This is a genomic window from Micromonospora sp. NPDC049559, from assembly GCF_040676675.1.
Taxonomy (GTDB): Bacteria; Actinomycetota; Actinomycetes; order Mycobacteriales; family Micromonosporaceae; genus JBFAPK01.
Genome location: NZ_JBFAPK010000041.1, coordinates 25,914 through 42,892, shown reverse-complemented (window position 1 = coordinate 42,892; position 16,979 = coordinate 25,914). Strand labels below are relative to the sequence as shown.

14 protein-coding genes are annotated in these 16,979 nt (G+C 72.9%); 9 read left to right on the top strand and 5 right to left on the bottom strand.

The window, feature by feature from the left end; all coding sequences use genetic code 11:
* Nucleotides 1-78: 78 nt before the first annotated feature.
* A complete protein-coding gene (locus tag AB0J86_RS32185) occupies nt 79-2,565 on the bottom strand; it encodes an EAL domain-containing protein (RefSeq protein ID WP_363861433.1) in 2,487 nt (828 codons plus the stop codon).
* 370 nt (nt 2,566-2,935) lie between these two features.
* Here AB0J86_RS32185 and AB0J86_RS32180 point away from each other — a divergent pair, with 370 nt between their 5' ends.
* Nucleotides 2,936-3,784 carry an aldo/keto reductase gene (locus AB0J86_RS32180; protein WP_363861432.1) on the top strand — a complete coding sequence of 283 codons (849 nt, stop codon included), beginning with the start codon at nt 2,936-2,938 and terminating at the stop codon, nt 3,782-3,784.
* Between the two features lie 170 nt (nt 3,785-3,954).
* Here AB0J86_RS32180 and AB0J86_RS32175 read toward each other — a convergent pair whose 3' ends face one another.
* Nucleotides 3,955-4,269 carry a hypothetical protein gene (locus AB0J86_RS32175; RefSeq protein ID WP_363861431.1) on the bottom strand — a complete coding sequence of 105 codons (315 nt, stop codon included), beginning with the start codon at nt 4,267-4,269 and terminating at the stop codon, nt 3,955-3,957.
* A gap of 310 nt (nt 4,270-4,579) precedes the next feature.
* Here AB0J86_RS32175 and AB0J86_RS32170 point away from each other — a divergent pair, with 310 nt between their 5' ends.
* The 4 genes from AB0J86_RS32170 to AB0J86_RS32155 all read left to right on the top strand — a co-directional run bounded on the left by AB0J86_RS32170 (nt 4,580) and on the right by AB0J86_RS32155 (nt 8,424).
* A complete protein-coding gene (locus tag AB0J86_RS32170; RefSeq protein ID WP_363861430.1) occupies nt 4,580-5,578 on the top strand; it encodes a DUF2267 domain-containing protein in 999 nt (332 codons plus the stop codon).
* Between the two features lie 8 nt (nt 5,579-5,586).
* Nucleotides 5,587-6,681, top strand: a complete 1,095-nt coding sequence (locus AB0J86_RS32165) for an AI-2E family transporter (protein WP_363861429.1) — start codon at nt 5,587-5,589, stop codon at nt 6,679-6,681.
* Nucleotides 6,682-6,790: 109 nt separating this feature from the next.
* Nucleotides 6,791-7,840: an aldo/keto reductase gene (locus AB0J86_RS32160; protein WP_363861428.1), complete on the top strand. Its 1,050-nt coding sequence runs from the start codon at nt 6,791-6,793 to the stop codon at nt 7,838-7,840.
* 137 nt (nt 7,841-7,977) lie between these two features.
* Nucleotides 7,978-8,424 carry a DUF5980 family protein gene (locus AB0J86_RS32155; protein ID WP_363861427.1) on the top strand — a complete coding sequence of 149 codons (447 nt, stop codon included), beginning with the start codon at nt 7,978-7,980 and terminating at the stop codon, nt 8,422-8,424.
* 202 nt (nt 8,425-8,626) lie between these two features.
* Here the strand turns inward: AB0J86_RS32155 and AB0J86_RS32150 are convergent, their stop codons facing one another.
* On the bottom strand, nt 8,627-9,928 hold the full coding sequence (locus tag AB0J86_RS32150; RefSeq protein ID WP_363861426.1) for an NAD(P)/FAD-dependent oxidoreductase: 1,302 nt from the start codon (nt 9,926-9,928) through the stop codon (nt 8,627-8,629).
* A 106-nt stretch (nt 9,929-10,034) separates the two neighbouring features.
* Between AB0J86_RS32150 and AB0J86_RS32145 the strand changes: the two genes are divergently transcribed.
* Both AB0J86_RS32145 and AB0J86_RS32140 read left to right on the top strand, forming a co-directional pair.
* Nucleotides 10,035-11,492: a M20/M25/M40 family metallo-hydrolase gene (locus AB0J86_RS32145; RefSeq protein WP_363861425.1), complete on the top strand. Its 1,458-nt coding sequence runs from the start codon at nt 10,035-10,037 to the stop codon at nt 11,490-11,492.
* Between the two features lie 158 nt (nt 11,493-11,650).
* Nucleotides 11,651-12,748 carry a hypothetical protein gene (locus AB0J86_RS32140; RefSeq protein ID WP_363861424.1) on the top strand — a complete coding sequence of 366 codons (1,098 nt, stop codon included), beginning with the start codon at nt 11,651-11,653 and terminating at the stop codon, nt 12,746-12,748.
* A 159-nt stretch (nt 12,749-12,907) separates the two neighbouring features.
* On the opposite strand, the gene AB0J86_RS32135 is transcribed toward AB0J86_RS32140, so the two are convergent.
* Nucleotides 12,908-13,675 (bottom strand): SDR family oxidoreductase, encoded by a 768-nt coding sequence (locus AB0J86_RS32135; protein ID WP_363861423.1) that lies wholly within the window; start codon nt 13,673-13,675, stop codon nt 12,908-12,910.
* A gap of 63 nt (nt 13,676-13,738) precedes the next feature.
* Nucleotides 13,739-15,610: an acyltransferase family protein gene (locus tag AB0J86_RS32130; RefSeq protein ID WP_363861422.1), complete on the bottom strand. Its 1,872-nt coding sequence runs from the start codon at nt 15,608-15,610 to the stop codon at nt 13,739-13,741.
* Between the two features lie 277 nt (nt 15,611-15,887).
* Here AB0J86_RS32130 and AB0J86_RS32125 point away from each other — a divergent pair, with 277 nt between their 5' ends.
* Nucleotides 15,888-16,247 (top strand): nuclear transport factor 2 family protein, encoded by a 360-nt coding sequence (locus AB0J86_RS32125; protein WP_363861421.1) that lies wholly within the window; start codon nt 15,888-15,890, stop codon nt 16,245-16,247.
* Nucleotides 16,248-16,296: 49 nt separating this feature from the next.
* On the top strand, nt 16,297-16,830 hold the full coding sequence (locus AB0J86_RS32120; RefSeq protein WP_363861420.1) for a helix-turn-helix domain-containing protein: 534 nt from the start codon (nt 16,297-16,299) through the stop codon (nt 16,828-16,830).
* The last annotated feature ends 149 nt before the right edge of the window (nt 16,831-16,979 follow it).

Genomic DNA, 16,979 nt, shown 5'->3' with positions numbered 1-16,979 from the left:
CGTTCGCCCCACCACCGGCCGCGGGTCGCGGCACGGCGCACCGGTCCGCCCCGGGCGTCGCGCCGGGCCCGGGACCGGTCACCGCGACCCGATCCGCCGCAGCTTCGCCAACCTGACCACACTGCCACCCGGGTGCAGGGTCGGTGCCAGGGCACCCGGCACCCCGCCGAAGCCGCGCCGCAGCGTGGCCAGCAGGCCGGCCGTGCTCAGCGGGGTGACGCCGAAGAGGCTGCCCTGCCCTCCGGTGCAGCCCAGCTCCCAGAGCAGGCTGCGGTGCTCCGGATTCTCCAGGCCGCCGGCGATGACGGTCAGGTTGAGGCTGCGGCCGAGCTCCACCAGCGAGCGCAGCGCCGCGCTCGGGGCGCCGCTGACCGCCGCCACCAGCTCATGATGGATCTTGGCCTGGTGCACCGGCAACCGGAACAGCGCCGACAGCGAGGTACGCGGCGCGCCGAGGTCGTCCAGGGCGATCCGTACGCCGGCGTCGCGCAGCAGCATGAGGACCCGTACGACGGTGTCGAGGTTGCCGATGGTGGTGGTGTCGACGAGGTCGACGACCAGCCGCTCGGCGGCGACCCGGTGCCGTTCCAGCCGGTCCAGGAGCTGGGCGGGAAAGGTCGGGTCGAGCAGGCTGCGCGGCGAGACGGTGACCGCGACGGGCAGGTCGAACCCGGCGTCCTGCCAGGCCCGTACGGCGGCCAGGGACTCGTCGAGCACCGCCCGGGTGAAGTCGCCGAGCAGGCCCGAGCGCTCGACCAGCGCCAGAAACCGGCCCGGGGCCAGCGGGCCGAGGTCCGGGTGGTCCCAGCTCGCGACCGCCTCCGCGGCGATGACCCGCCCGGTGCTGAGGTCGACCGTGGGGGCGAAGCCGACCACGAACTGCTGGGCGGCGACCGCGCCGGAGACCTCGCCGCCGAGCGCCAGGCCGGTCAGGTCCGCCGTGTCCCGGCCCCGGGCGTACGTGGCCAGGGGGTGGCCGCTGTCCTTGGCCTGGTACATCGCGACGTCGGCGCGGCGCAGCAGTTCCTCCGGGGAGGCGGTGCCCGCGGTGGCCAGGCCGGCGCTCGCCCCGACGCTGACGCGTACCCCGTCCAGGTCCATCGGGGTACGCAGCACCGACAGGACCTGCCGGGCCCGGTGTTCGGTACGGGCCGGCGGGGCGACGCCCGGGAAGAGCACGGCGAACTCGTCGCCGCCGAGCCGGGCGACCAGCGCGCCCGAGGCGACGGTACGCAGCCGGTCGGCGACCTCGACCAGCACCCGGTCCCCCGCCCCGTGCCCCAGCGTGTCGTTGATCTCCTTGAAGTGGTTCAGGTCGATCAGCAGCAGCGCGGCGCCGGAGCGGCCGCCCCGACCCGAGAGCGCGCCGGCCAGCCGGTCGTGCAGCTGGCGACGGTTGGCCAGGCCGGTCAACGGGTCATGCGCGGCGTCGTGCGCGTGCTGCGCCGCCAGCCGGGTCACCTCCTCGTAGGCGGTGGCGTTGCGGATGGCGGTGGAGAGGGCGGCGGCGAAGGTCCGCAGCGTGTACTGCTCGCGGTCGGAGAGGGTGTTCCCCGCCCCGAGGCCGAGCCGCAGCTCGCCGCGGCCGTCGCCGGCGTTCTCCGCGCCGAACGGGATGGCGACGTACCGGGAGTCGGCCGGCGGCGCGGCGTCGGCCGGACCGTCGTACCGGATGCCGGTGCCGTCGCCGCGGACCAGGCGGCGCCGCCCCGGCGGGCCCAGCTCGACCGCCACGTACTGGGCGGAGAAGAGGTCGGCGGCGCCGCGCACGGCGGTACCGAGGACGGAGTCCAGGTCGACGCTGTTGAGGGCATCGGTGGTCTCGGCCAGCCGCCGCCAGGCCAGACGCTCCTCGCGCAGGTGCAGCCGCCGGCTGTAGCCGGAGTGCAGCAGCAGGACGACCAGCGGGGTGGCGATGAGCAGCCGCGCGTCGACGGCGATGACGCCGATGGTCGCCGCGGCCAGCAGCATGGTGACGACCTTCACCGCTATGCGCACCTCGACGCCCCGGCGCAGCACCTGCCACCACGGGGTGCGGTTGGCGAGGGCGAGCACCGGCAGGGCCACCGTCTCGTCGACGGCCGCGTACGCGAGCGCCGCCGCGCCGAGTCCGATCAGGATGGTCCGCAGCGAGTCCAGCCGCTCGACCGAGCCGAGCACCGGGTGTGCGCCCGCCCAGCCGGCCGCCGCGCTCGCCGCGGTGGCGGTGATGGTCTCCTTGCCGATGGCGAACGCCGCCTTCACCGGCCGGAGCCGGACCACGGCCTGCGCGACCGCGATGCCGACCGCGGTGCAGAGCACCAGCCACGGTGCGGGCAGGATGGTGACGCCGACCAGCACGGCCGCGCTGGTGGTGGAGACGGACTGGGCGCTGCGGATCTCGGTGCGGATGACCCAGCCGTTCGCCACGGCGACCAGAGTGGTCACGAGCAGCGGATAGAGCAGGGTCCGCGCCGGTACCGGTGGGGGGAGGTGGGTCACCGCCCAGATGAGACAGAGCAGCGCTCCGGAGACGACGAGGCCGACGATCGGGATGACCCGGCCGTCGGCCTCGCTATCACGCATCGTGGGGACCTTCTCGCCATGTGTCGAACTGCCGGCTGGCTGTTGTTGCTCAGCGTCTCACGAACCGGCACGGAAGGCGATGGCCCGGCTATTCAACGCCACTCTTGGTCGCGCATCTCCCGCTCCTTTCCGCTCCTCTTTGCTCAGTGGAGAGTAGGCGGAGAGCCGGGTGATACCTACATATAAATGTCGTTTAGCGCGTTAAGCGCCAATAACGGCGTTGACTACGTTGCGTCCGTTTCACCGGTACTAAGCGTAAGCCCGCGTATCGGCGTTCACCTGGTGTTTGTCCCGGTCGACGGCGGGAAGGCGCGCGCTGTCAGACGGCCGCACGGTAGCGCCGTACGGCGGCGGTGTCCAAGGAGACCTCATGACACAGCCGGAGAACTCCACCATCACGTTCCCGTCCCGGGAGGCTATTCCGCGGCTCGGCCAGGGCACCTGGGGGCTCGGCGAGGACCCGGGGCGCCGGGACGACGAGATCGACGCGCTGCGTACCGGCATCGACCTCGGGCTCACCGTCATCGACACGGCCGAGTCGTACGCCGACGGCAACGCCGAGACGCTCGTCGGCACGGCGCTCGGCAACCGGCGCGAGGACGTCTTCCTGATCACCAAGGTCTCGGCCGAGAACGCGGCCGGCACGGGCGCCGCCGACGCCTGCGAGCGCAGCCTGCGGCGGCTCGGTACGGACCGGATCGACCTGTACCTGCTGCACTGGCGGGGCGCCTCGGCATTGGACGAGACGGTCGAGACGTTCAACAGTCTGATCGCCCAGGGAAAGATCCGGCACTGGGGAGTGAGCAATTTCGACGTACCGGACTTGTCGGAGCTGACCGCCATTTCCGGCGGTACCGCCGTCGAGACCGACCAGGTCCTCTACAACCTCGCCCGGCGGAGCATCGAATGGGACCTGCTCCCCCGCTGCCGGGAGGCACACCTGCCGGTGATGGCCTACTCGCCGCTGGAGCGGGGCCGGATGCTCGACCATCCGGCGCTGCGCACCGTCGCCGAGCGGCACGACGCCACGCCCGCCCAGGTGGGTCTGGCCTGGGTCCTGCACCAGGACGGGGTCTGCGCCATCCCGAGGGCGGGCAACGTCGAGCACGTACGGCAGAACCACGCCGCCCTCCGGATCGACCTCACCCCCGACGACCTCGCCGAACTCGACCGCGCCTTCCCGCCGCCGACCGGCCCGACCCCGCTGCCGATCATCTAGCTAGTCGGAACCGGCCGGCACGGGTCGCTCGCCCGAAATGGGCCCACCGCAACGGGCCGGCTGGACCCTTCCCCCCGAAACGGACCGGTACGTGGCCCCCGGCGCCGTTGCCGGAAACCACGTACCGGGGTTCGTCCCGCCCCACCGGTGGGGCGGCGCCGGGATGTCGGTCAGGTCGCCGGCTCCAGCAGCGAGGGCGGTACGCCGCTGCCGGAGGTGCTCCGCGTGCGCTGGTGGGCGTCGTCGGGCTCGCCCGTCTCCGGTGGTTGGAAGAGGTAGCGGACGAAGTCCGCGCCCGCCTCGTTGTCGTCCCCGCCCGGCCACTGCCCGATCGAGTCGACCCCGACCACCTCACGGCTGGCCTGCTCGGTGTCCTCCACCAGGGCCCAGACCGTCACGGGATAGGAGCGGGTGGCGTCGGGTGCGAAGCGCCAGCGGGCGTACCAGCCGGGCCTGGCAGGGACGATCTCGATGATCCTCTTCATGACGACCTACCCTTCCGCGAACGTCGGAAGTTCTCCTGGTCCAGCTCGATGATGGGGTCGCCGTGGGTGAGCATCCCTCACCCCGCCCGGGTGATCCGCCGTCGGCGTAGCCACCGCCCGGCGCCGCCGGCGCCTCGGCCACCCGGTCGGCCGGGCTCCGCCTCGGGCGGCGTTTCGCCGAGGCGTACCGGGGAAGGCGACGAGCGGCGCGACGAGCCGGCGCGGCCGGACCCCGCGCGGGCCACGCCCGGGACACCGACGACGTACGCCACGACGCCCGGGACACCGACGTGCGAAGCGAGGCGCAGGCATGGGCAGGAAGCAGATGGAGGGCGACAACCAGCGCCGCCGCGCGCTGGCCCGGCAGGCACGCCAGCAGGGCCAGCAGCCCGCCGGCACGGGCGCCACGTTCGGCTCCTCGAAACAGATCAACACCCGGGACCGGTCCGAACGGGACGGACCACCGCCGGTCGGGGGTCGCAAGCCCGTTCCCGGGCGCGGCGCTCTGCCGCCGGAGACGCCCGCGCCGCCGGTCGAGCCGACCCGGCCGCGGCCGGACGAGGCCACCGCGCTGCCCGCCCCGGGCGCCATCCGGTACCGGGACCTGGTCACCGACGTGGGGCGCCGCGCCGGAGTCGACTTCGAACAGGCCCGAGCCGCCGCCGAGGCCACCGTGCTGGTACTGGCCCAGGCGCTCGACGAGGCCGGCCGGCAGCGGCTGCTCGACGCGGTACCCACCGAGTTGCAGGAGGACCTGCCGGCGGACGCCGCCAACCGCCGCCCCGACCTGGCCGGCTTCCTGGAGGAGATCGCCCGGCTGAGCCGCCGTACCCCGGAACAGGCCCGCTACCAGGCGCAGGCGACGCTGAGCGCGATCGCCGACCGGGACGGGGCGCTGATGGAGTCGCTCGACCTGCCGACCGGCCTGCGGGAGCTGCTGGCTCCCCCGGGGGCCGGCGGCGGCCTGGTCGAGCCGGACGGCCGGCCGACCGTCGCGCTCACCGACGACGAGCTGCGCGCCGCCCTGGCCGAACTGCCGTACTGGTCGGGTGGGCGGGAGTCGCTGTCGCGTACCGTGATCCTCCCACCGGACAGCCTCGACCGGGTGCTGGCGCGCCTCGACGGGCTGGCCGGCGAGTCCGGCTACCGGCCCAGCGTCGGGCGGGCCCCGAGCATCGGGCGCCCGGAGCCGAACACCGCGGTGATCACCGTACGGACCAAGAGCATCAACGCGGTCACCGCCGTGGACGTCGACCTCGCCCACCGGGTGGACGAGGCGATCGACGAGGCCGGCGCGGGCCTCGCCTGAGGGTGCGGATGCTCGGAGCCGACGACCGGGTCACGGCGCGCCGGGTCTTGATCAGCATCGGTCTCCTGCTCGCCACCCTGCTGGTCCTGCTCTTCGTCTACGCCACCCAGCGGATCCTGATCTGGATCATCATCGCGGTCTTCTTCGCGGTGGCGCTGAACCCCGTGGTGAACTGGACCCAGCGGCACGTGGTGCATCGGCGCACGATCGCCACCCTGCTGGTCTTCCTCGCCGCCCTGGTGCTGCTCGCGGCCCTCACCGCGGTGATCATCATCCCGCTGGTGGACCAGGCCAGCGCCGCGATCGCGAACCTGCCCCAGCTGGTACGCGAGGCACCGGCCGGCAAGGGCCCGATCGGTCACATCCTGCAACGGCTGCACCTGCAACGCTTCATCGAGGCGCACCAGGACCAGATCCGCGACAACCTGTCCCGGTTGCAGCAGCCGACCGTGAACGTGCTGCGCGGGGCGGTCACCTCCGTGGCCGGTACGATCACCGTGGCGGTGCTGGCGTACCTGATGGTGCTCCAGGCGCCCCGGTTCGTGGAGAACACGCTCGGCCTGGTCAACGACGAGCGCGGCCGGCGGCTGCGGCGGGTCGGCCAGGAGTGCGCCCGGACCGTCACCGGCTACCTCAGCGGCAACCTGCTGATCAGCCTGATCTGCGGCGTGCTGACCTTCCTGACGCTGGCCATCGCCGGGGTGCCGTACGCCGGGGTGATCGCCCTGCTGGTGGCGGTCGCGGACCTGCTGCCGCTGATCGGGGCGGCGATCGGCGGCGCGGTCGCGGTCGGCGCCGGCCTCATTCACTCGACCCGGGCCGGCATCATCGTGCTGGTCTTCTTCATCCTGTACCAGCTCTTCGAGAACCACGTGCTGCAACCGCTGATCCTGGCCCGGACGGTACGGCTCAGCCCGCTCACCGTGCTGGTCAGCGTCCTGCTCGCCACCGAGCTGGCCGGGATTCTCGGCGCGCTGCTCGCCATTCCGGCAGCCGGGATCATCCAGATCGTCTACCGGGAGCTGCGCTACGCGCGGGGCGGCCCGCCGGACGGGGTACCGCCGCCGCCCGTACGACCGCCACCCGCGTCCGGGGAGCCCTGAGCCCGTGCCGTGCCGGGTTGGTGTCCGGTGGAAGCGATCTTCCTTGCTATCCGGAGACTTCTCCAGTACCTTATCTGGAGACCTCTCCGGATACTCTATGGGAGTCATCATGCGGTACATCAAGCTCGGCACCACCGGCCTCGACGTCTCCCCGATCGCCATCGGGGCGATGACCTACGGCGACCCCGACCGCGGCCACCCGGTCTGGTCGCTGGACGAGGAGAGCAGCCGGCCGCTCATCAGGCACGCGCTGGAAGCCGGGATCAACTTCTTCGACACCGCGAACCTGTACTCGCTCGGGTCGAGCGAGGAGATCCTGGGCCGGGCGCTCAGGGACTTCGCGAACCGCGACGAGGTGGTGATCGCCACCAAGCTGCGGCACCCGATGCGGCCCGGCCCCAACGGCCGGGGCCTCTCCCGCAAGGCGATCATGACCGAGGTCGACCACTCGCTCCGGCGGCTCGGCACCGACTACATCGACCTCTACCAGATCCACCGCAACGACCACGCGACGCCGCTGGAGGAGACCCTCGACGCGCTCGACGACCTCGTGCAGGCCGGCAAGGTGCGCTACCTCGGCGCCTCCTCGATGCCCGCCTGGGAGTTCGCGAAGGCCCTGCACCTGCAGCAGCGGCACGGCTGGGCGCGGTTCGTCTCGATGCAGAACCACTACAACCTGCTCGCCCGCGAGGAGGAGCGCGAGATGATCCCGCTCTGCCTCGACGAGGGCGTCGGCACCGTCGTCTGGAGCCCGCTGGCCCGCGGCCGGCTCGCCCGGGCCTGGGACGACGCGAAGTCCACGGCACGCTCCGCGACGGACGGGTCGTACGCCGACTGGCTGTACACGCCGGCGGAGGAGGCGTCGAACCGCGCGATCGTGGACGCGGTCGGGCGGATCGCCGACGCCCGTGGCGTGAGCCGCGCCCAGATCGCCCTGGCGTGGCTGCGCCGCCAGCCCGTCGTCACCGCCCCGCTGGTCGGGGCCGGCTCGGTGCACCAGATCGACGACGCCCTCGCCTCGCTGGACGTCGCGCTGACCGACGACGAGGTGCGCGCGCTCGAGGCGCCGTACACGCCCCGGTACGACTTCCAGGGCATCTCGGACGAGGCCGAGCTCGAGGCGGTCCGGGCCCGCATCCCCGGCATGGCCCTGCGGTGACCGTCGACGCCCGCTCCGGCCCGACCACTTTGAGTTTTCTCTGAAACCGCGACGGCAGGCTGTCGTATCCAGGGCGGTGAGTCTTGTGACGACGACGCTGGGGTCGGCCGCCCGTCGAACGAGCCTTGGAGGCCTCGATGTCGCGATCGACCTTCGGCGTCGCCCGGCTGGCGCTCGGGCTGGTCACCGCGGTGACCCTCGCACTCGTCGGCGGCCAGCCGGCCGTGGCGGCGGATCGCACCACCCCGACCGAGACGTGGCAGCTGAGCAACATCGGACAGCGCATCTGTATCCCGGCCGGCCAGACCTGGTGGACGTACTTCTGGATCACCATCAAGGGCGAGTGGTCGACGCCCATCGAGGTCGGGGCGCGGAACCTGCCCGCCGGCACGACCACGAGCCTGCCGCACGCACCGATCCCGCCCGGATCGAGCGACGGCCACGCCGCGCTCAACCTGATCGCGATGACCCTGCCCCCGCTGCCGTTCGGGGTCTACCAACCGGAGCTGACGGCGTCGGACGGGGTGCGGACGGATAGCGTCCCGGTCACGATCCAGGTCCAGGAGAGCTGGGGCTGCTCCTGACGTCCGGGGCAGCCCCGGTCGTGCGCCCCGCCGGTGCCGGTCCGGCGCGGGCGCACGGTCGGCACCGGTCCGGCGCGGGCGCAGGTCGGTGCCCCTCCCCGGACTACCGGGCGACTCGGGCCGGCGACTCGGGCCGGCGACTCGGGCCGGCGACTCGGGCCGGCGACTCGGGCCGGCGACTCGGGCCACCGGGCCATCAGGCTCAGCGGCGCAGGGCGGGGACCTCCGGCGAGGCGCTCTCCAGCGGTACCACGTTCGCCGGCACCAGCCCCAGCCGTACGTTCTGCCGGGACTGCACCGCGTCCAGCAGCCAGTCCGCGCCGACCCGGGCCCGGTTGGCGGGCATCGAGTAGAGGTGGTAGCCGCGGGTCACGGCCTTGGCGGCCAGCCCGGAGAGCGGCACCTGCAGCGGGTTGGCGGCGGCGTCGATCCCGCCGAGGTCCACCACGAAGCCCAGGTCGTGGTGGCGGTACGCCCGCCGGCGCCCCTGACCGTACGAGGCGGCGACGTTGTGCGCGGCCAGCTTGCCCTGCCGCTCGGCGTGCTGGGCGGTCATCGCGGTCACCTCGCCGGGGCGGGTCAGGTCCGGCACGGCGGCGGCGTCGCCGCAGGCGAAGACCTCCGGGAAGCCCGGTACGTTGAGGAACTCGTCCACCACGAGCCGGCCCTTCTCCGTACGCAGTCCCAGTTCGGCGACGAGCGGGTCGGGGCGTACCCCGACGCACCAGATCAGCGAGCGGGTACGGACGTACTCGCCGTCGCTGAGGCGTACCCCGTCGGCGGTGGCCTCCTTCACCGAGGTGCCGCAGCGCACGTCCACGCCCCGCGAGGTGAGCACCCGGTGGGCGGTCTCCGACATCCGCGGGTCCAGCTCGGGCAGCACCCGCTCGGCCACGTCGAGCAGCATCCACCGGGGCCGGGTGTTCAGCCACGGGTTCTGCGCGGCCAGCGCGTCGGTGAAGAGCTGCCCGTGCGCGGCCACCTCGGTACCGGTGTACCCGGCGCCGACCACCACGAAGGTGCAGCGGGCGTCGCGTTCGGCGGTGTCCGCCAGGCCGCTGGCCAGTTCGAGCTGGCTGACGATGTGGTCGTGCAGGTACAGCGCCTCGGGCAAACCCCGGAAGCCGTGCGCGTGCTCGGTGACGCCGGGGATCGGCAGCAGCTTGTTCACGCTGCCCACCGAGATGATCAGCCGGTCGTAGCTCAGCTCGCCGGGGTCGCCCTCGGGCCCGGTGTAGCCGACCCGGCGCTCGCGCAGGTCGATCCGGTTCGCCTCGCCGATGACGATCCGCACCCCGTCGAGCGTCCGGGCGAGCGGTACCGAGATCCGGGTGGGTTCGAGGATGCCGGCCGCGACCTCGGGCAGCAGCGGCAGGTAGAGGAAGTAGTCGGTGGGGTTCAACAGGATGATCTCGGCACGGCCGCCCGCGAGCCGGACCAGGCGCTTCGCCGCGTGGTAACCGGCGAAGCCGGCTCCGACGATCACGACACGTGGTTTCGTCATGAGGTGTGCCGTTCCCGGCGGGAAGCCGGGCAAACCTCGGCCTCCCGGGCAAACCCGGCCGCCGACCCGAAACGATTCATTGACAATCGTCTCGATCGTTGATGGCATGCGACGTATGCCAACCCCCGCACACGAGGGCGTCGAGCCCACGAGGTCGTCGCGCCGTACCTTCCTGTCCGCCTCCGCGGCGGCGGTCGCCGTACCGCTGCTCGCGGAGCCCGCCACCGCCGCCGAGCGCGCCGACGGGCGCTCCGACGAGCGGGACCCGGGCCGCCGGGTGACCGCGCAGTCCCCCGACCGGGAACTCCGGGAGCTGCTGCGCGAGGTCGACCAGCGCCGGATCGAGGCGACCGTCCGCCGGCTCGCCGCGTTCGGTACCCGGCACACCCTGTCGAGCCAGGACGATCCCGAGCGGGGCATCGGCGCCGCCCGGGACTGGATCTTCCAGGAGATGCGGGGCTACGCGGCCCGCTCGAACGGTCGGATGACGGTCGAACTCCAGTCGTACGTCCAGGAGCCGGCCACCCGGATCCCCGTACCCACGAAGATCACCAACGTGGTCGCCACGCTGCGCGGCCAGACCTCCCCCGAGCGGGTCTACGTGATCACCGGACACTACGACTCGCGCTGCACCGACGTGATGGACGCGACCAGCGACGCGCCGGGCGCCGACGACGACGCGTCGGGCGTGGCGGTCGTGATGGAGCTGGCCCGGGTGCTGGCGACCCGCCCCACCGCCGCCACCATCGTCTTCGCCGCCGTCGCCGGCGAGGAGCAGAACCTGTACGGCTCGACCTACCTGGCCAAGCAGCTCAAGGCGGCCGGCGCGGACGTGCAGGGCATGTTCAGCAACGACATCGTGGGCAGCAGCAAGGCCGACGACGGTACGCGCGACCCGTACCGGGTCCGGCTCTTCGCCGAGGGCGTGCCGACCGCGGAGACCCCGGCCGAGGCGTCCACCCGCCAGTCGGTCGGCGGCGAGAACGACTCCCCCTCGCGCCAGCTCGCCCGCTTCGCCTGCGACGTGGCCAGCAACGGCGCCACCGGCATGGACGTCTGGGTGATCTACCGCCGGGACCGCTACCTGCGCGGCAGCGACCACATCTCGTTCCTGCGCGAGGGCTGGCCCGCCGGCCGCTTCACCGAACCGCACGAGGACTTCGCCCACCAGCACCAGGACGTCCGGGTGGTCGACGGCAAGCAGTACGGCGACCTGCCGGAGTTCTGCGACTTCGGGTACATCACCCGGGTCGCCAGGGTCAACGGGGCGGTCCTCTGGTCGCTCGCCCAGGCACCCGGCACCCCGAAGAACACGACCGTGCTGACCACCTCGCTGACGAACGACACCACCCTGCGCTGGCAGCGCGGCACCGAGCCGGACCTGGCCGGGTACGAGCTGGTGTGGCGGGAGACGACCGCGTCGGAGTGGCAGCGGGTGCTGCCGGTCGGCGACGTCACCGAGGCGACCGTCGACCTGTCGAAGGACAACGTCTTCTTCGGCGTACGGGCGGTCGGGCGCAACGGCTACCGCAGCCCGGTCGCGTTTCCGAAGCCCGGGAGCTGACGCCGCACGGCGGTCAGCTGACGCCGCACGGCGCGCCCGTCCGGTGCGTACCGGATCGCGGCGGATATCGGATCACGCAGAGTGCCCAACCCGACAGCGGTCGCCGTTGCGGGTTGGGCACGATCACTCCACCTGTCGCGCGTACGAACGGAGGAGTGATGCGATTCCGTCCCATCGTCATCGCCACCACGCTGGTCGCCGCCCTGGTGGCCAGCGCGCTCGGCCCCACCGGCCCGGCCCGGGCCGCCACCGCGGACCGGTGGGGATACGCCTACGTCGACAACCCGACGGCGCCGGTCTGGACGGTGCTCGACCCGACCCGGCAGTGGGGCAGCTGGAAGACCGCCTTCCCCGGGCTCTCCGCCGAGGGGATGTGGCTCGCACCCGGCCGCTTCCTGGTGAAGTTCCCGCAGGTCGGCACCGGTTCGCGAGGCAACGTCCACGTCACCCCGGTGAACCGGACGGGCCACTACTGCGACATCGTCCGCTGGTACCAGTCCGGGGTGGACGAGATCGTCGACGTGCAGTGCTTCAAGCCGGGCGGCGCCCGGGACGACACCCCGTTCACGGTGCTCTGGACGCTGAGCACCGGGGTGCTACCGGCCGGCTCCGGCAGCTACGCCTCGCTCCAGTACGGCGCGGGCGGCCTCGTCCAGTGGTACAACTCGACGGGTGGCGGGGTCGCCGTGGTGCCCGGTCCGCCGGGGCAGTACCAGGTGCGGCTCGGCGGCGTCGGCTCGCTGGCCGCGCTCGCCGGCAACCTTCAGGTCAGCGCCGTACACCCGAACGCGGCGCCGCGCCGCTGCAAGGTGTTCAGCTGGTCGGCCAGCGGTACCGACATCATCGCCACGGTCTTCTGCTTCGACGCGACCGGGGTGCTGGCGTCCAGCGAGTTCACCCTCTCGTACCACCGCGAGCGGGCCGTCTTCGGCTCGTTCGGGCCGCCGAAGTACTTCGGCTACGTCTGGTCCGCCGGCGCCGGACAGACCAACTTCAACTACCCGGCCGGCGGGTTCGGCTTCAACGGCATCGGCGCCATCGCCCCGCCCGGACGCTACCTGGTGAAGTACCCGTTCCTCGGCCTGGCCGAGACGCACAGCCAGGTCACCGCGTTCGGCGAGGGCCCGCACTACTGCCACCTCACCCAGCCGTGGTCACACGTCGGCTCGGACGCCGAGGTCGACGTGCTCTGCTTCGACAACGCCGGCAATCCCGCCCCGTACCGATTCTTCAACTCCTTCACCTCCTGGGTCTGACCCGACCCGTGCTCGCCGACCGTCCCGGGCCGCCCGCCCGGCGACGCTCGCCGGCCCCGCTCGCCCGACGGCGGGCGGGGCCGGCTCGCGCCGGTCCGGAGCGGCCGTCCGGCGGGCCGAGCCGGCGCTACCGGGTCACCCGTCGGCGCGGCGCCCGGGTCACCCGTCGGCGCGGCGCTCGGCGAGCCAGCGCTCGAACTCGACGGCGACGATGCGCTCGTCGTGCACGCCGGCCGCCGCCGCCGAGGCCAGCCAGACGATGGGCGGGCCCATCACCGCGGCCTCCAGGAACCGGCCCGCGCGGGGTACGGCGTCCGGCGGCAGCATTCCCGTGACGGTGGGACCTCCCGGCAGCAGCAGGTTGACGGTGACGCCCGTGCCCAGCAGGTCGGCGGCCATGATCCGGGAGAGCGACTCGCTGCCGGCGCGCGACGGCCCGTACGGGACGAAGCCGGTCCGGCTCATGGTCGATTCGCTCACCGAGATGTTGACGATGCGGCCACCGCCCGCGGCCAGCATCCGGGGCGTGACCTCGCGCGCCACCAGGAAATAGCCGGTCAGGTTGGTCTCCACCACCGCGCGGAAGCCGCTGGCCGGCACCTCCCAGAAGCCCTGGGGGCGGGTCATGAAGTGCGGGTTGACCGTACGCATGCCAAGCCCGGCGTTGTTCACCAACAGGTCGATCCCGCCGAGCCGCGACCACGCCTCGTCGACCGCGCCGGCCACCGACGCCTCGTCCCGTACATCCAGTTCGATGCCGAACGCGCCCGGCAGTTCGGCGGCGACGGCGCTGGCGCGCTCGCCGGAGCGGCCGGTCACCGCGACCGTCGCCCCCGCCTCGGCCAGCGCCGACGCCATGGCGAGTCCCAGCCCGCTCGTACCGCCGGTCACCAGCACCCTCGTCTTGTCCAACAGCAGGTCACTCATGATCATGACGCTAGGGCTTCGAGCGCACTCGAAGGCAAACACGGCAGATGTTCGCCACCACGGCTACTGCTTCATCTGGGCGAGCGCCGCCTGGACGCAGTCCGCGTAGATCGCGACACCGACGCGGTTCGGGTGGATGCCGTCGGAGGCGAGGCCACCCGGGCGCGCGCGGATGGCGGCGTCCCACTCGGCGACGCGTACGTTCGGGTACCGCCCGACGACCGCGCGCAGCGCGTCGTTGTTCGCGCGCACCCAGTCCCGGGCCGCGTGGGCCGTCACGAAGACGACCTTCCGCTCCTTGCCGACCTCGCTCAGCAGCCGGTCCAGGTTCCCGTCGCCGAAGGCGCCGTTCGTCCCGAGCGCGACGACGAGGACGCGGCGCAGGCTGCCCGCCGACCGCAGCCGCTCGATGGTCTCCAGCCCGCCCTGGCGCATGGAGCGCGACACCTTGGCGTCGATGTAGATGCCCGGGAACCGGGCCTGCAGCTCGCCCGCGCTGGCCAGCGCCACCGAGTCGCCGACCAGCGTGATGCTGCTGCCGGTGATCGGGTGGTAGGGCTGCGGCGCGAGCGGCGCCGGGGGCGTCGAGGTGGCCGCCGGGTGCTGCTCGGGCCGCCGCGCCGGGACCGGACCCGCGTGCGCGATCACCCGCTGCCCCTCCGCCACCTGCCGCTGCGCCTGGGTGGTGGCGGGCGCGCCGACGACGGCGGCCGTCGTCATGGCCACGAGCGCGCAGGCGACCAGCAGGAACGGGTGGGCGGGCAGGCGCCACCCCGTCCCGGACCGCCCGGCGACGATCGCCTCCTTGCGTACGCCACGCCGCAGGAAGGCCCGTACGCCGAGCCGGCGGACGGGCTCCTCAAGGTGCCGGTAGCTGGCCGCCGCCGCGGCGAGCGTCGCCACGCCCGCGACGAGGGCCGTCGTCGACCCGGGTACGTCCGCCGGCAGCGCGTGTCGCAGTAGGACGATCACCGGCCAGTGCCAGAGGTAGATGCCGTAGGAGTGGAGGCCGAGCCACCTCAGCGGCGCGGATTCGAGGAGGCGCCGCAGCACGCCCCGCTGGCCGACGCTCGCCACGATGACCACGGCCGTCAGCAGGCTCGCCAGCGCGAGACCGCCGCGATAGGTGACGGCGGCCCGTTCCGGCAGCCAGATCATGAGCCCGACCAGCGCCGCGAGCGAGAGCAGGCCGAGCGCCTGGGTGAGCCGGCGCCGCGCCGGGCCGGACCCGGGATCGCCGGTCGGCGTGGCGTGGCGGCGGTCGCGCCGGAAGGCGAGCGCCGCGCCGAGCATGAGCCCGACGGCGTGGGTGTCCGTGCCGTAGTGGACGCGGGTCGCGTTGGCGCCGTCGAAGACGACGGCCATCCAGGCGGCGGAGCCGAGCGCCAGGAGCAGTGCGGTCAGCGCGCCGGCGCGGTGCCGCCACGCCAGGACGGGGAGGCCGAGCAGCCCGACGACGACGAACGGCCAGACGGCGTAGAACTGTTCCTCGACCGCGAGCGACCAGAAATTGGTGAAGACGTGCAGGGTCGTGGCGTCGAAATAGTCGGAGCCCGCCGCCATCTCCAGCCAGTTGTTGGTGAACGTACCCGCGCCGACGATCTGGCGGTCGAGGCCGACGAGCACGTCGCCGCCGACGAGCAGCGCGACCGAGGAGGCGACGCCGATCACGAGGAAGAGCGCCGGCAGGAGCCGGCGGGCTCGTCGTACCCAGAACTCCCGCAGGCGGACGCGTCCCGTCCGGGCGTGTTCGGCGAGGAGCAGTGTCGTGATCAGAAAGCCGCTGATGACGAAGAAGACGTCGACACCGACGAAGCCGCCGGGCAGCAGCGCGGGAAAGAGGTGGTAGAGGACGACGGCGGTGACGGCGATGGCGCGCAGTCCGTCGAGACCCGCGAGGTAGGGCTTGGTCGTACCCGTGTCATCGCCCGTCATGGCGTCCTGTTACCCGTAGCCCGATTCGATATATTATCGCCCGTTGCATCCGTCGAGTCCAGGTTACCGCCATACCGGCACCTCGCAAATGATCGACAACCTACCCCGACCGTACAAGCGCGGTTAATGGCACATAACCGGAATCCACCGAAAACAATCAAGCACATCTGGGCAGGTCAAGCGGCGTGTCGCACACCTCACTCGGTACCGGACTCGCCTGTCCGGTACTGTCACCGACAACCGGACACGCGAGTCCGGATAGCTATGGAGGTTGCCTGTGACACCGGTACGCATCAGCGACGCCATCCGCGACGTGGCGTTCGCGCCCCGCCTCGAACTGTCCGAGGCCCTCGACCGGTACTACGCGCCGGACCTGGTCCACCACAGCGACGGCCGGACGCGCGACCGCGCGGAGTTCGCGCAGATGGTCGCCGGCATCCGCGACCGGGTCGCCGAGGGCGAGGTCACCGTGCTCGACGAGCTGTACGACGGCGCGCACTACGCCGAGCGGCACCGGTACCGGATGACGTTGACCGACGGGACGGTCGTGCACCGGGAGATGTACTACTTCGCGACGCTGGCCGAGGACGGCCGCTTCCAGCGGGTGTACGAGACCGGCTTTGACGTCGTCGACTGACCAGGGGCGCCGTGATGCGCCGGAATCCGATACGACCGCGACGGGAACCGTGCCGCGACGCGCGGACGCGCTGCGCAACCACGGGCGCGTGCTGGCGGCGGCCCGGGAGCTGTTCGCCGAGCGCGGGCTGGAGGTAACCGTGCCCGAGGTGGCCGCGCGGGCGGGAGTCGGGCGCGCGACCGTCTACCGCAGCTACCCGACCAAGGACGAGCTGGTGCTGGCCGTCGCGCGGGAGAACTTCGGCGAGCTGGAGGCCCGTACGCAGGCAGCCCTCGCCGCCGACGACGCCTACCGCGCGTTCGCCGACTACGTGCCGGACCTGTTCGATCGGCTCTCCCGCGACCGCGGCCTCGCGGCGGTGCTGCTCGAAGCCCGGCTCGTTCCCGCCGCCCGGATCGTCGAGCTGATCGGCCGGCTGGTCGAGGCCGCGAAGGGCTCCGGTCTCGTCCGCCCGGACGCCGGCGTCCTCGATGTCCGCGTCGTCCTCTGTGGCGTGCTCCGCCAGCTCATCGTGCTGGACGAGCACGACCCGGCCGTCTGGCGGCGGTACGCGGACCTCGTCCTCGCCGCCTTCCGCCCCTGACCGCACCCGGCGAGCGCCGGATGCGACGGGTTGTGGGGGGGGGGGGGGGGGGGCCCCGGGGGGGGGGGGGGGGTGGGGGGGGGGGGGGGGGGGGGGTGGGGGGGTGGGGGGGGGGGCGGGCCCCCGGGGCTAGGGGGGGGGGGCGGCGC